Below are 11262 nucleotides of genomic sequence, written 5' to 3' on the forward strand. Positions count from 1 at the left end.
TGCCAGCTGGGGAGTGAGGGGGCCGTGAGGTCGGCCGCGGCGGCCGTCACGTCGCGGAGGGCCGCTCCAGTTCGTGGCGGAGGTCCTCCAGCTCGGTGCCGCCCGCCATCTGCCGGGTCAACTCGTCGAGCGTCACGGAGTCCTTGGTGTGGCTGCCGGCCATGACGCCCCGCTTGAGGAGGACGAAACGGTCGCCGACGAGGTAGGCGTGGTGCGGGTTGTGCGTGATGAGGACCACGCCGAGGCCCTGGTCACGTGCGGCGGCGACGTACTTCAGGACGACGCCGGACTGCTTGACGCCGAGCGCGGCGGTGGGCTCGTCGAGGACGAGGACCTTCGCGCCGAAGTGGACGGCGCGGGCGATGGCCACGCACTGGCGCTCACCGCCGGACAGGGTGCCGATGGGCTGGTCGACGTCGCGCAGGTCGATGCCCATGCGGAGCAGCGCCTCGCGGGTGGTGGTCCGCATCAGGTCGACGTCGAGCCGCTTGAAGGGGCCGGAGCCCTTGGTGGGCTCGGAGCCGAGGAAGAAGTTGCGCCAGACCGGCATGAGGGGGACCACGGCGAGGTCCTGGTAGACGGTGGCGATGCCCCGGTCGAGGGCGTCGCGCGGGTTGGCGAGGGTGACCTCCTCGCCCTCGATGCGGAAGGTGCCGGCGTCGTGCCGGTGCAGGCCGGCGACGATCTTGATGAGGGTGGACTTGCCGGCGCCGTTGTCGCCGAGGACGCAGGTGATCTCGCCGGAGCGGACCTGCAGGGACACCCCTTCGAGGGCGCGGATGTTGCCGTAGTACTTGCTGACGTCGTCCAGCTCGACCAGGGCGGCGGAAGCGGTCTCGGTCGTCACTTGGTGGCCTCCACGCGCTTGCGGATCCAGGCGTTCAGCAGGGTCGCGAGCAGCAGCATCGCCCCCAGGAAGAACTTGAACCAGTCCGGGTTCCACTCGGCGTACACGATGCCCTTGCTGGTCATGCCGAAGATGAGGGCGCCGACCGCCGAGCCGATGGCGGAGCCGTATCCGCCGGTGATCAGGCAGCCGCCGATGACGGCCGCGATGATGTAGATGAGCTCGTTCCCGACGCCTTCGCCCGACTGGACGACGTCGAAGGAGAAGAGCAGGTGCTGGCCGGAGATCCAGGCGCAGAAGGCCACGCCCATGTAGAGGCCGATCTTCGTCCGGTAGACGGGGACGCCGACGGCGCGGGCCGCGTCGGCGCCGCCGCCGACGGCGAAGATCCAGTTGCCGAAGCGGGTGCGGAGCAGGATCCAGGTGGCGAGGGCGACGAGGCCGAACCACCACAGGATGGTGACCTTGAACTCGACGCCGCCGATCGTCAGCTGCGAGGCGAAGAGCTTCCGGGCGGAGGGGAAGCCCTCCATGTCGGCGATGGTCTTGGTGGAGACGGTGCCGCTGATCAGCTTGGTGAGGCCCAGGTTCAGGCCGGTCAGCATGAGGAAGGTGCCGAGCGTGATGATGAAGCTGGGCAGTTTCGTACGGGTCAGCATGAAGCCGTTGAAGACGCCGATGGCCAGGGTGACGAGCAGCGAGACGCCGACGCCGACCCAGACGTTCGCGGTCATCTGGTAGCTGAACATCGACGAGATCAGCGCCGAGCTCGTCACCAGCACGCCGGCGGAGAGGTCGAACTCGCCGCCGATCATCAGCAGGGCGACGGGGACGGCCATGATGCCGATGGTGGAGGCCGCGTAGAGGACGGTGCCGAGGCTGGAGGCGCGCAGGAAGCTGTCGGCGAAGACCGAGAAGAAGACGAAGACGGCGAGGGCGCCGACGACCGAGCCGAGCTCGGGGCGGGCGAGCAGCTTCTTCAGCGGGGTGGTGCGAAGGAGCCGTTCGTCGACGTGGTCGACGCCGTCCGACGGCGGGGCGGTGGAGCTCATCGGGTGCCCCGCTCCGCGTAGCCGACGAGCGCGGCGGCGTCGTCCTCGGTGATGATCTGCGGGCCGGTGAGCACCGGCTTGCCGCCGCCGAGGACGTCGGCGTTGTAGCGGTACAGCCAGAGCAGGTCGACGGCCTCGTAGCCCTGGAGGTAGGGCTGCTGGTCGACGGCGAAGCCGAGGGTGCCGGCCTGGAGGGCGGTGGCGACCTTGGCGTTCAGGTCGAAGGTGTCGACCTCGGCCTTGCTGCCCGCGCTCTTCGCGGCCTGGACGGCGGTGTCGGCGAAGGGGGCGCCGAGGGTGACGACGGCGTCGATGTCCTTGTCGGACTGGAGCTTGGCCTCGATGGACGCCTTGACGTCGGGCATGTTGGTGCCGTCGACGTAGAGGTTCACGAGTTCGCCGCCGAAGGTCTTCTTCGCACCGGCGCAGCGCTGCTCGTGGCCGACGTTGCCCTGCTCGTGCAGGACGCAGAGGGCCTTCTTCTTCCCGCGCTTGTCGAGCTCCTCGCCGACGGCCTCGCCGGCGACGGTCTCGTCCTGGCCGATGTGGGTGAGCGCGCCGTAGGCCTTGGACTGCTCGGCGCCCGAGTTCACGGTGATCACCGGGATGCCGGCCTTGACGGCCTTCTCGACGGCGGCCTTCATGGCGTCGGGCTTGGCGAGGGTCACGATCAGCCCGTCGACGCCCTTGGCGACGTACGAGTCGATCAGCTGCGCCTGCTGCTGCGCCTCGTCGCTGTGGGCGTAGAGGAAGTTGATGTTGTCCTTGGCGGCGGCCTGCTGGGCGCCCTTCTGGACGATGTCCCAGAAGGTGTCGCCGTCTCCCGAGTGGGTGACCATGGCGAAGGTCCACTTCGGGGTGTCGACGGCGGCCCGGCCCTGGGCCTGTGCCTGCGCGGCCTTGCGGGCGTCCTCCGCGCGCTTTCCGCCGGTGCTGCTGCACCCCGCGAGCGCCCCTGTGAGTGTGAGCGCGAGCACGGCGCCGATGACGGCGCGCACCCCTCCGGTCCGAAGCCTGGTCACGAGGCCGTGCCCTCCTTTGTGTCCTTCTGCGTGCATTGCAGTATCGGTCATGCGGGTAGCGGCGCTCGCCGGGGGGCCTGCCCCGGTCGGTGCACCCCCTACGGACGGACCATCAGCTGGAACTCGAACGAGTAGCGGGCGGCCCGGTAGAGGTGGGAGCCGTACTCGACGGCCCGGCCGGTGTCGTCGAGGGTGGTGCGCTCCATGGTGAGGAGCGGGGCACCCTCCCGCTCGTCGAGGAGCGCGGCCTCGGCGGCGGTCGCGGCGCGGGCGCCGATCGACTGCCGGGCGCTGTGCAGGGTGAGGGCGGCGGAGCGGAGCATCCGGTACAGGCCGGTGGTCTCCAGGAGTCCGGTGTCGGGTGCGAGGAGCCCGGCGGGCAGGTGGTTGCGCAGGTACGCCATGGGTTCGCCGTGTGCGGTGCGGAGCCGTTCCAGGTAGTGCACCTCGCTGCCCTCGGGTACGCCGAGGGCGGCGGCGACGGGTCCGGTGGCGGGTTCGAGCCGGTTGACGAGGACCCGGGTGGCGGGGCGCTGCCCGGCGGCGTCGAGGTCGTCGTAGAGGCTGCTGAGTTCCAGCGGGCGCCGGACCTTGCTGTGCAGGACCTGGGTGCCGACGCCCCGGCGGCGGACCAGGAGGCCCTTGTCGACGAGGGTCCGGATGGCCTGGCGGACGGTGGGGCGGGACAGGCCGAGGCGGGTGGCGAGGTCGATCTCGTTGCCGAGCAGGGTGCCCGGGGCCAGCGTCCCGTCCTCCACGGCGCTCTCCAGCTGCCGGGCGAGCTGGAAGTAGAGCGGGACCGGGCTGGTGCGGTCCACGGAGAGCGGGGGCAGGGCGGATCCGGACTGCTTGGACACGGGAGGGAGCGTAGCCCCGGCGGGCGGAGGACCGGAAGCTTGATGACGGGAAGTCGTGACGTCCGGATGTCCTGACAAATCCTTGACAGTCGGGCAGGCCGCCTCCACGGTGGGGGGCATGCGCATCGGACTGATCGGTACGGGACGGATCGGGAGCTTTCACGCGGCTGTGCTGGCCCGCCATCCGGAGGTCGGGTCGCTGGTCGTGGCGGACGCGGACGCGACGCGGGCGGCCGGGGTCGCGGGGGCGCTCGGGGCCGAGGCGGCTCCGGACGTGGACGCGCTCCTCGGGCACGCCCTGGACGCCGTGGTGATCGCCTCGGCGACGGCGGCGCACGCGGAGCTGATCGCCCGCGCCGCAGGGGCGGGGCTGCCGGCGTTCTGCGAGAAGCCGATCGCCCTGGACGTGCCGGGGACGGCGGCGGCGCTCGCGGCGGTGTCGGCGGCGGGCACGGAGCTCCAGCTGGGGTTCATGCGCCGCTTCGACGCGGGGTACCGGGCCGCGCGCGAGGCGGTGCGGTCGGGGCGGCTCGGCCGGCTGCACACCGTGCGGGCGGTGACCTCCGACCCGGAGCCGCCGCCCGCCGCGTACGTGCCGCTGTCCGGCGGCCTCTTCCGGGACTGCCTGGTGCACGACTTCGACATCGTCCGCTGGGTGACGGGCCGGGAGGTCGTCGAGGTGTACGCGACGGGCTCGGACGCGGGCCCGGCGATGTTCCGGGAGGCGGGTGACGTGGACACCGCCGCCGCCCTGCTCACCCTGGACGACGGCACGCTGGTGACGGTCACGGGGACCCGGTGCAACGGCGCCGGGTACGACGTGCGGATGGAGCTGGCGGGCGACCGGGACCAGCTCGTGGTCGGCCTGGACGACCGCGCCCCGCTCACCTCCCTCGAACCGCAGGGCCCTCCCCCGCCGGGGAAGCCCTGGCCGGGCTTCCTCGACCGGTTCGGCCCCGCGTACGAGGCCGAACTCGACGCCTTCGTCCGCCTCGTGCGCGGCGAGGCGCCCAACCCGTGCGACGGCCGCGAGGCCCTGGCCGCGCTGCGGGTCGCCGAGGCGTGCGAGCGCTCGCGCCGGGAGCGGCGTCCGGTACGGGTGGACGTCTAGGGCCTCCGGTACGGGTGGACGACAGGCCCTAGGTCCTACGGAGGGCTCGCGGTCACCAGCGGACGGGGAGGCTGCGGACGCCGCGCATGAGGAGGCCGGGGAGCCACTCCCAGGGGGCGCCCTCGGGGTCGAGTGCGAGGTCGGGGAAGCGGTCCAGGAGGGTGCGGAGCGCGATCCGGCCCTCCAGGCGGGCCAGCGGGGCGCCGAGGCAGTAGTGGATGCCGTGGCCGAAGGCGAGGTGGCCGCGGGTGTCGCGGCGGATGTCGAAGCGGTCGGGGTCGGGGAAGCGGGCGGGGTCGCGGTCGAGGGCGCCGATCCCGACGAGGACGCTCTGGCCGGCCGGGATCTCCGTGCCGCCGATGGCGACGGGTTCGCGGGTGAAGCGGAAGGTGCCGGTCTCCACCGGTCCGTCGTACCGCAGGGACTCCTCGATCGTGCCGTCGAGGAGGTCCGGGTCGGCGCGCAGCGCGGCGAGCTGTTCGGGGTGGGTGAGCAGGTTGCGGACGGTGTTGGAGATCAGGTTGACCGTGGTCTCGTGGCCGGCGATCAGCAACAGGTACGCCATGGCGCGGAGTTCGGGACCGGAGAGTCGGTCGCCGTCCTCGGCGCGGGCGGCGATCAGACCGGAGAGGAGGTCGTCGGCGGGTCCGGCGGCCCGCTTGTCCTCGATGAGCGCGTCGAGGTATCCGCCGAAGCCCTCCAGGGCGTCCTGGATGCCCCGCTCGCCGGTCGGCACGACGAGCTCGTGCGACCAGTGGCGGAAGGTGTCGCGGTCCTCGGCGGGTACCCCGAGGAGTTCGCAGATGACGGTGATCGGCAGCGGGAACGCGTAGGCGTCGACGAGGTCGGCGCGGCCGGCCGGTTCCATGGCGTCGGCGAGTTCGTGGGTGAGCCGCTCGATGCGGGGCCGCAGGCCCTCGACCCGGCGGCCGGTGAACTCCGCGGTGACCAGGCGGCGCAGCCGGGTGTGGTCGGGGGCGTCCGCGGCGAGGAGGTGGACGCCGATGACGTCCTCCTCCGGCGGCCGTACGCCGATGACGGACGGGGACTTGGCGAGGCGCGGGTCGGCGAGTGCCGCGCGCCCCTCCTCGTGGCCGACGACCAGCCAGAACCGGAAGCCATCCGGCATCCGCACCTCGTGCACGGGGCCGGCTTCACGGAGCTTCTCGTAGTAGGGGTACGGGTTCGCGGTGAAGTCCGCGCCGTACTCCCCCAGTTCGATGACGGACATCTCGGCAGACTATCCGACCGGGATCCGGCGACCACCGCCCCGGCTTTCGGCGAATCCCGTCTGCGCGCCCAGCACGAACAGTTCCCGAGCGCGGTGAAGCGCGCGGCCGAACGACCGGCCTAACCGTTCCCGCCCTGGCCCCCGTCGCGGTCGCCGTTCCCGCCCTGGCCCCCGCCCCCGTTCCCGTCGCCGTTCCCGTCGTCGAGGAGGCCCGCGTCGTGGACGAGGAGGGCGATCTGGACCCGGTTGTTGAGGTCGAGTTTGGCGAGGATGCGCGAGACGTGGGCCTTGACCGTGGGGACGCTCATGTACAGCCCGGCGGCGATCTCGGCGTTGGAGCGGCCGTGGCCGACGGCGACGGCCACTTCCCGTTCGCGGTCGGCGAGGCGGTCGAGGCGGTCGGCGGCCGTGGCACGCCGGGGCCGTTCCGGCACGCCGGCGACGTGGGTCATCAACTGACGGGTGACGGCCGGGGAGAGGACGGGGTCGCCGGCCGCGACGCGGCGGACGGCGGCGACGATCTCGGCGGGCGCGGTGTCCTTGAGGACGAAGCCGGCGGCTCCGGCGCGCAGGGCGCGGAGCACCTGTTCGTCGGCGTGGAAGGTGGTGAGGACGACGACCTCGGGGGCGCCCGGGTGGGCGCGGAGGCGTTCGGTGGCGGTGAGGCCGTCCACGCGGGGCATGCGGATGTCCATCAGGACGACGTCCGGGGCGTGCCGGGCGACGAGTTCGGGGACGTCGGCACCGTCGGAGCCCTCGCCGACGATCTCCAGGTCGTCGGCACCGCCGAGCATGAACGTGAGGCCCGCGCGGACCAAGGGGTCGTCGTCGACGATGAGCAGCCGGATGGTCATGCGGGCCACGGTAGCCAGGCGTGCAGGGCGAACCCGCCTTCGGGGTCGGGTCCGTGGTCCAACCGGCCGCCGGCGAGGGTGGCGCGTTCGGTGAGGCCGATGAGGCCCTGGCCGGAGCCGGGGACGTGCGGGACGGGTCCCTCGGGGGCCGGGTTGTGGACGGTGACGGTGAGGCCTTCGCCGGGACGGCCCGCGACGGTGACGGTGACCTTCGTCCCGGGTGCGTGCTTGCGGGCGTTGGTGAGGCCCTCCTGCGCGATGCGGTAGGCCGTACGGCCGGTGGAGGCGGGCACGGCGGCCGGGTCGTCGACGGTGGTGTCGAGGACGACCTCCGCCCCCGCCTCGCGGGACTCGGCGACGAGCGCGTCGAGGGTGGCGAGGGTGGGCTGGGGGCGGTCGCCGTCCCCGTTCTCGCCGGGGGCGCGCAGCACGCCGATGATCTCGCGGAGGTCCTGGAGCGCCTCGTGGGCGCTGTCGCGGATGACGCCGGCGGCGCGGGCGATCTGCTCGGGCGGGGCGTCGGGGCGGAACTCCAGGGCGCCCGCGTGGACGCTGAGCAGGGTGAGTCGGTGGGCGAGGACGTCGTGCATCTCACGGGCGATGGCCTCGCGGGCGAGCCGCTGGGCCTGGGCGGCGCGCAGTTCCGCCTCGGCCTCGGCGCGGCGGGCCCGTTCGCGGAGCGCCTCGACGAGCTGGCGCCGGGAGCGGACGAGCATGCCCCAGGCCGTGACGAGGAGGATGAGGATGGCGCCGAGGCCCAGGGAGACGGCGACGTTGGTCGTGGGGTCGGGACGGACGAAGGCCTGGACGGCGGAGGTGGCGACGGCGAGCGCCCCGATCCAGGCGACCTCGCGGAACGGGCGGCGTACGGCGACGCTGAACAGGCTCGCGAGGAGCGCTCCGGCCGCGACCGGGGCCACGATGTTCGCCAGGGCGAGGGCGACGGCGAGCCCGACGGGCCACCGCCGGCGCAGCCAGAGGGCGCCGCAGGCGGCGGCTCCGGCCAGTTGGTCGAGGAGGGTGACGGTCTCGCTCGTGTACTCCGCGCTGGCGTCGGCGGCGAGGAGGCCGACGAACGCGGCGAGCAGGAAGAGCGAGGTGTCCACGACCCAGTCGCGGGCCGTGCGGCGGGGTCGTGCCCCACTCCCGCCCGATTCGGCCAGGTCGGAGGGGAGCAGCCAGCGCTGCCGGTCCGTACGCGTCATATCCGCAATGTACGCAGACCAGGGGCGCCCACCGGGTACGAGCGGCCGGGGACGCTACCGAAGTCGCGCGGGTCGATACTTCGGTAGCGGTGGCCGTCGACCGGAGGCGGACGCGGCCATCCGCCCGCCCCGGCCATGATCACGACATGAAGAGATTCCTGGAGATCGCCGGCTTCCTGCTCACCGTCCTGGGTGTCTGCGGGGTGATCCGCGAGCTGACGGACGGCTGGTTCCGGCTGATGGGCCTGACCCGTTTCCTGACCGAGAACGTGGCGCTCCTGGAGGGCCGGGAGGTGTTCGCCAACATCGTCATCGCGGTCGTCGGCCTGGTCCTCATGATCGTGTCGGACCGGGTGTCGAAGTCCTGACCCGCCGTCGCCGACGGGGGCGGGCGCCTCAGGTGCCGGCCCCGTCGGCGGCGCGGCGGCCCCACGTCGTGCCCGCCAGGACGAGGACGGCCCCGGCGAGGCCGAGGACGCCGGGGCGGTCGCCGGCGACGGCGATGCCCGCGGCGGCGGCCCAGAGCGGCTCCGTGCCGAGGAGGAGGCTGACCCGGGACGGGGAGGTCCGGCGGACGGCCCACATCTGCACGAAGAACGCGAAGAGCGTGCAGAAGACGGAGAGGAACAGCAGGCCGGCCCATTCGCCCGGCCCGAAGTCGAGGGCCGCGGACCACGGCGAGGCGCCGGTGCCGGGGAAGGCCGCGATGACGGCGAACACGGCGACCGCCGAGCCGAGCTGGACGGTGGTGAGCGAGAGCGAGTCGGCCGACCGGACCGCCTCGATCCGGGACATCGCCAGGACGTGGACCGTACGGGCGAGGGCCGCGAGCAGCATGAGCAGGTCGCCGAGGGAGGGGGCGGTGAAGCCGCCGCCCTGGGTGAGCAGGACGACGCCCGCCACGGACAGCGCGGCGGCGGCGAGGAACGCGCGCGGGGGCCTGGCCTTGGTGACGACGGCCTCCGCCAGCGGGGTGAGGATCATCGTGAGGCTGATGATCAGGCCCGCGTTGGTGGCGGAGGTGTGCACGACCCCGTACGTCTCCAGGAGGAAGATCCCGCTGAGGATCAGCCCGAGGGTCGCGGCGCCGCGCCACTGGGCCGCGCTCAGCGCCCGGAGCCTGCGCCACCCCGCGGCGACGAGGACCGGCAGGACCACCGCGAACCGCAGGACGAGGACCGCGACGACCGTGTGGGTGGTGGTGATCCCCTTGGCCGCGAGGTAGCTGGCGCCCCAGACGACGGCGACGAGCAGGACGGGCAGGTCGGTGAGCCAGGCCCGGCGGGGGGCGTCCAGGGACACGGGTGCGGCGATCGACGACGAGGCTGACATGCGGCCGTCTCCAACTCTCTGGGCGGGGTGGAGACTTCGACGGCTCGCACTCGGAGCGATCACCGTACCCGGACGGGCCCGTGGCGGCTACACCTTTCTTCCTCCCGGATCAGTAGCTGCCGTACGTGGGACGGCCGGCCAGCTCGTACGTGTGCAGGGCGACGCCCGCGGCGGTGGTGCGCGCTTCGGCGAGGCGGAACGCGGTGGGCCGGACCCCGTCACTGAAGAGGCGACGGCCGGTGCCCAGGACCACGGGGAACACGTGCAGGTGGAGGGTGTCGATGAGGTCGTGGTCGAGGAGGGTCCGGGCGAGGTTCGCGCTGCCGTGCATCTGGATCTCGCCGTCGGTGCGCTCCTTGAGGGCGGCGACCTCCTCGACGACGTCGCCGCGGAGCAGCGTGGTGCCCTCCCAGTCCGCCGAGGTGAGCGTGGTGGTGGCGACGTACTTGGGGAGGGCGTTGAGCTTGGAGGCGACGGGGTCGGCGGGGTCGGTCTGCTTGGGCCAGTAGCCCGCGAAGATGTCGTACGTGCGGCGGCCGAGGAGGAAGGCGGTCGGCCGGGCGAAGATCTCGGTGATGCGCTGCCCGAAGTCGTCGTCGCCGAACGGCACGGACCAGCCGCCGTGCTCGAAACCGCCACTGGGGTCCTCCCCGGGGCCTCCGGGGGCCTGGATGACGCCGTCGAGCGTGAGGAACTGGGTGAGGCTGAGGGTGGCCATGGTGGATGCCCTTTCTGTTCTCCGGACCATCGTGTCCCACCCCTTCCGACTCCACCGCCCGGCGGAAGTCATCGGTGGCCGGGGCGGTGGCCGGGTCGGCTGCCGGGTCGGCGTCCGATTCCCGCCGGTCTTCCGACGCCCCGGCGACTTTCATTGAACCCGCAACCACTTGGCGACTTACGGAGGTTCGGGATGTCCACGATGAACGGCACGGCGGTCCTGGTGACGGGTGGCAGCCGCGGGATCGGCGCCGCCACGGCCGTACGGCTGGCCCAGGAGGGCGCCGACGTGGCCTTCACCTACGTCCAGGACGAGACACGGGCCCGGGAGGTCGCCGCACGGATCGAGGAGACCGGCCGCAAGGCCCTCCCCCTGCGCGCCGACGCGTCCGACGCCGGCGACGCCGCGGGCGCGGTGGAGTGGGCGGCGGACGCCCTCGGCCGGCTCGACGTCCTGGTGAACAACGTGGGCGTCGGCGTCCTCGGCCCGCTGGAGTCCCTCACCCTCGCGGACGTCGACCGGGTCCTCGCGGTCAACGTCCGGGCGACCTTCCTCGCCTCCCGGGCGGCCGCCGCGCGGCTCCCCGACGGCGGCCGGATCGTCACGATCGGCTCCTGCATGAGCCGGCGGGTGCCGGGCCCCGGCGGCACGCTCTACACGGCGAGCAAGTCGGCCCTCGTCGGCCTCACCAAGGCGCTCGCCCGCGAGCTGGGCGGCCGCGGCATCACCGCCAACATCGTCCACCCCGGCCCCGTCGACACCGACATGAACCCGGCGGACGGCCCGTACGCCGCTGGCCAGGCGGCCATGACGGCCCTCGGCCGCTTCGGCACCCCGGACGAGGTGGCGGCCATGGTCGCCTTCCTGGCCGGCCCCGGGGGCCGGTACGTGACGGGCGCCGAGTTCTCGGTGGACGGCGGGCACGCGGCGTAACGCCGACGCGCGGGACGGGGTCCGGCGGGGCGAGTGAGCCGAAGGGCGCCGCCGGGGGAACGGCCCCGAGCGCGCGGAGCCTCCTGAGGAACGAAGGAGG

Annotated in this window: 12 protein-coding genes; 3 read left to right on the forward strand and 9 right to left on the reverse strand. The window is 73.1% G+C overall.

Features of this window, described 5'->3' with window-relative positions; genetic code table 11:
- Positions 1-46: 46 nt before the first annotated feature.
- The 4 genes from ACFCY7_RS01420 to ACFCY7_RS01435 all read right to left on the reverse strand — a co-directional run bounded on the left by ACFCY7_RS01420 (position 47) and on the right by ACFCY7_RS01435 (position 3739).
- Positions 47-877 (reverse strand): ATP-binding cassette domain-containing protein, encoded by an 831-nt coding sequence (locus ACFCY7_RS01420; protein WP_376480407.1) that lies wholly within the window; start codon positions 875-877, stop codon positions 47-49.
- A complete protein-coding gene (locus ACFCY7_RS01425; protein ID WP_376480393.1) occupies positions 844-1899 on the reverse strand; it encodes an ABC transporter permease in 1056 nt (351 codons plus the stop codon). Before ACFCY7_RS01425 ends, ACFCY7_RS01420 begins: the two co-directional genes overlap by 34 nt.
- On the reverse strand, positions 1896-2921 hold the full coding sequence (locus ACFCY7_RS01430; protein ID WP_376480394.1) for a sugar ABC transporter substrate-binding protein: 1026 nt from the start codon (positions 2919-2921) through the stop codon (positions 1896-1898). Before ACFCY7_RS01430 ends, ACFCY7_RS01425 begins: the two co-directional genes overlap by 4 nt.
- Positions 2922-3019: 98 nt before the next feature.
- Positions 3020-3739, reverse strand: a complete 720-nt coding sequence (locus ACFCY7_RS01435) for a GntR family transcriptional regulator (protein ID WP_376480408.1) — start codon at positions 3737-3739, stop codon at positions 3020-3022.
- A gap of 157 nt (positions 3740-3896) precedes the next feature.
- Here ACFCY7_RS01435 and ACFCY7_RS01440 point away from each other — a divergent pair, with 157 nt between their 5' ends.
- Positions 3897-4889 carry a Gfo/Idh/MocA family oxidoreductase gene (locus ACFCY7_RS01440; protein ID WP_376480395.1) on the forward strand — a complete coding sequence of 331 codons (993 nt, stop codon included), beginning with the start codon at positions 3897-3899 and terminating at the stop codon, positions 4887-4889.
- Between the two features lie 52 nt (positions 4890-4941).
- Here ACFCY7_RS01440 and ACFCY7_RS01445 read toward each other — a convergent pair whose 3' ends face one another.
- The 3 genes from ACFCY7_RS01445 to ACFCY7_RS01455 form a co-directional block, all read right to left on the reverse strand.
- Positions 4942-6120 (reverse strand): cytochrome P450, encoded by a 1179-nt coding sequence (locus ACFCY7_RS01445; RefSeq protein WP_376480396.1) that lies wholly within the window; start codon positions 6118-6120, stop codon positions 4942-4944.
- Between the two features lie 119 nt (positions 6121-6239).
- A complete protein-coding gene (locus ACFCY7_RS01450) occupies positions 6240-6974 on the reverse strand; it encodes a response regulator (RefSeq protein ID WP_376480397.1) in 735 nt (244 codons plus the stop codon).
- Positions 6971-8179 (reverse strand): sensor histidine kinase, encoded by a 1209-nt coding sequence (locus ACFCY7_RS01455; RefSeq protein WP_376480398.1) that lies wholly within the window; start codon positions 8177-8179, stop codon positions 6971-6973. Before ACFCY7_RS01455 ends, ACFCY7_RS01450 begins: the two co-directional genes overlap by 4 nt.
- 146 nt (positions 8180-8325) lie before the next feature.
- Here ACFCY7_RS01455 and ACFCY7_RS01460 point away from each other — a divergent pair, with 146 nt between their 5' ends.
- The gene (locus ACFCY7_RS01460) at positions 8326-8547 is read left to right on the forward strand and encodes a hypothetical protein (protein WP_376480399.1); all 222 of its coding nucleotides are present in this window, start codon (positions 8326-8328) and stop codon (positions 8545-8547) included.
- Between the two features lie 28 nt (positions 8548-8575).
- Here ACFCY7_RS01460 and ACFCY7_RS01465 read toward each other — a convergent pair whose 3' ends face one another.
- Together ACFCY7_RS01465 and ACFCY7_RS01470 are read right to left on the reverse strand one after the other, a co-directional pair.
- Positions 8576-9511: a DMT family transporter gene (locus ACFCY7_RS01465; RefSeq protein ID WP_376480400.1), complete on the reverse strand. Its 936-nt coding sequence runs from the start codon at positions 9509-9511 to the stop codon at positions 8576-8578.
- A 109-nt stretch (positions 9512-9620) separates the two neighbouring features.
- Positions 9621-10229, reverse strand: a complete 609-nt coding sequence (locus ACFCY7_RS01470) for a dihydrofolate reductase family protein (protein WP_376480401.1) — start codon at positions 10227-10229, stop codon at positions 9621-9623.
- A gap of 192 nt (positions 10230-10421) precedes the next feature.
- Here ACFCY7_RS01470 and ACFCY7_RS01475 point away from each other — a divergent pair, with 192 nt between their 5' ends.
- Complete coding sequence (locus tag ACFCY7_RS01475) at positions 10422-11162, forward strand: SDR family NAD(P)-dependent oxidoreductase (RefSeq protein ID WP_376480402.1); 741 nt, start codon at positions 10422-10424, stop codon at positions 11160-11162.
- The last annotated feature ends 100 nt before the right edge of the window (positions 11163-11262 follow it).

This window comes from Streptomyces sp. NPDC056361 (assembly GCF_042262805.1).
In the GTDB taxonomy this organism is placed as follows: domain Bacteria; phylum Actinomycetota; class Actinomycetes; order Streptomycetales; family Streptomycetaceae; genus Streptomyces.

What these genes read in the sequence shown, in the direction of transcription:
- ACFCY7_RS01425 (WP_376480393.1), bottom strand. Translation starts at nt 1,899, where the DNA reads ATGAGCTCCACCGCCCCGCCGTCGGACGGCGTCGACCACGTCGACGAA.
- ACFCY7_RS01440 (WP_376480395.1), top strand. Translation starts at nt 3,897, where the DNA reads ATGCGCATCGGACTGATCGGTACGGGACGGATCGGGAGCTTTCACGCG.
- ACFCY7_RS01445 (WP_376480396.1), bottom strand. Translation starts at nt 6,120, where the DNA reads ATGTCCGTCATCGAACTGGGGGAGTACGGCGCGGACTTCACCGCGAAC.
- ACFCY7_RS01450 (WP_376480397.1), bottom strand. Translation starts at nt 6,974, where the DNA reads ATGACCATCCGGCTGCTCATCGTCGACGACGACCCCTTGGTCCGCGCG.
- ACFCY7_RS01455 (WP_376480398.1), bottom strand. Translation starts at nt 8,179, where the DNA reads ATGACGCGTACGGACCGGCAGCGCTGGCTGCTCCCCTCCGACCTGGCC.
- ACFCY7_RS01460 (WP_376480399.1), top strand. Translation starts at nt 8,326, where the DNA reads ATGAAGAGATTCCTGGAGATCGCCGGCTTCCTGCTCACCGTCCTGGGT.
- ACFCY7_RS01465 (WP_376480400.1), bottom strand. Translation starts at nt 9,511, where the DNA reads ATGTCAGCCTCGTCGTCGATCGCCGCACCCGTGTCCCTGGACGCCCCC.
- ACFCY7_RS01470 (WP_376480401.1), bottom strand. Translation starts at nt 10,229, where the DNA reads ATGGCCACCCTCAGCCTCACCCAGTTCCTCACGCTCGACGGCGTCATC.
- ACFCY7_RS01475 (WP_376480402.1), top strand. Translation starts at nt 10,422, where the DNA reads ATGTCCACGATGAACGGCACGGCGGTCCTGGTGACGGGTGGCAGCCGC.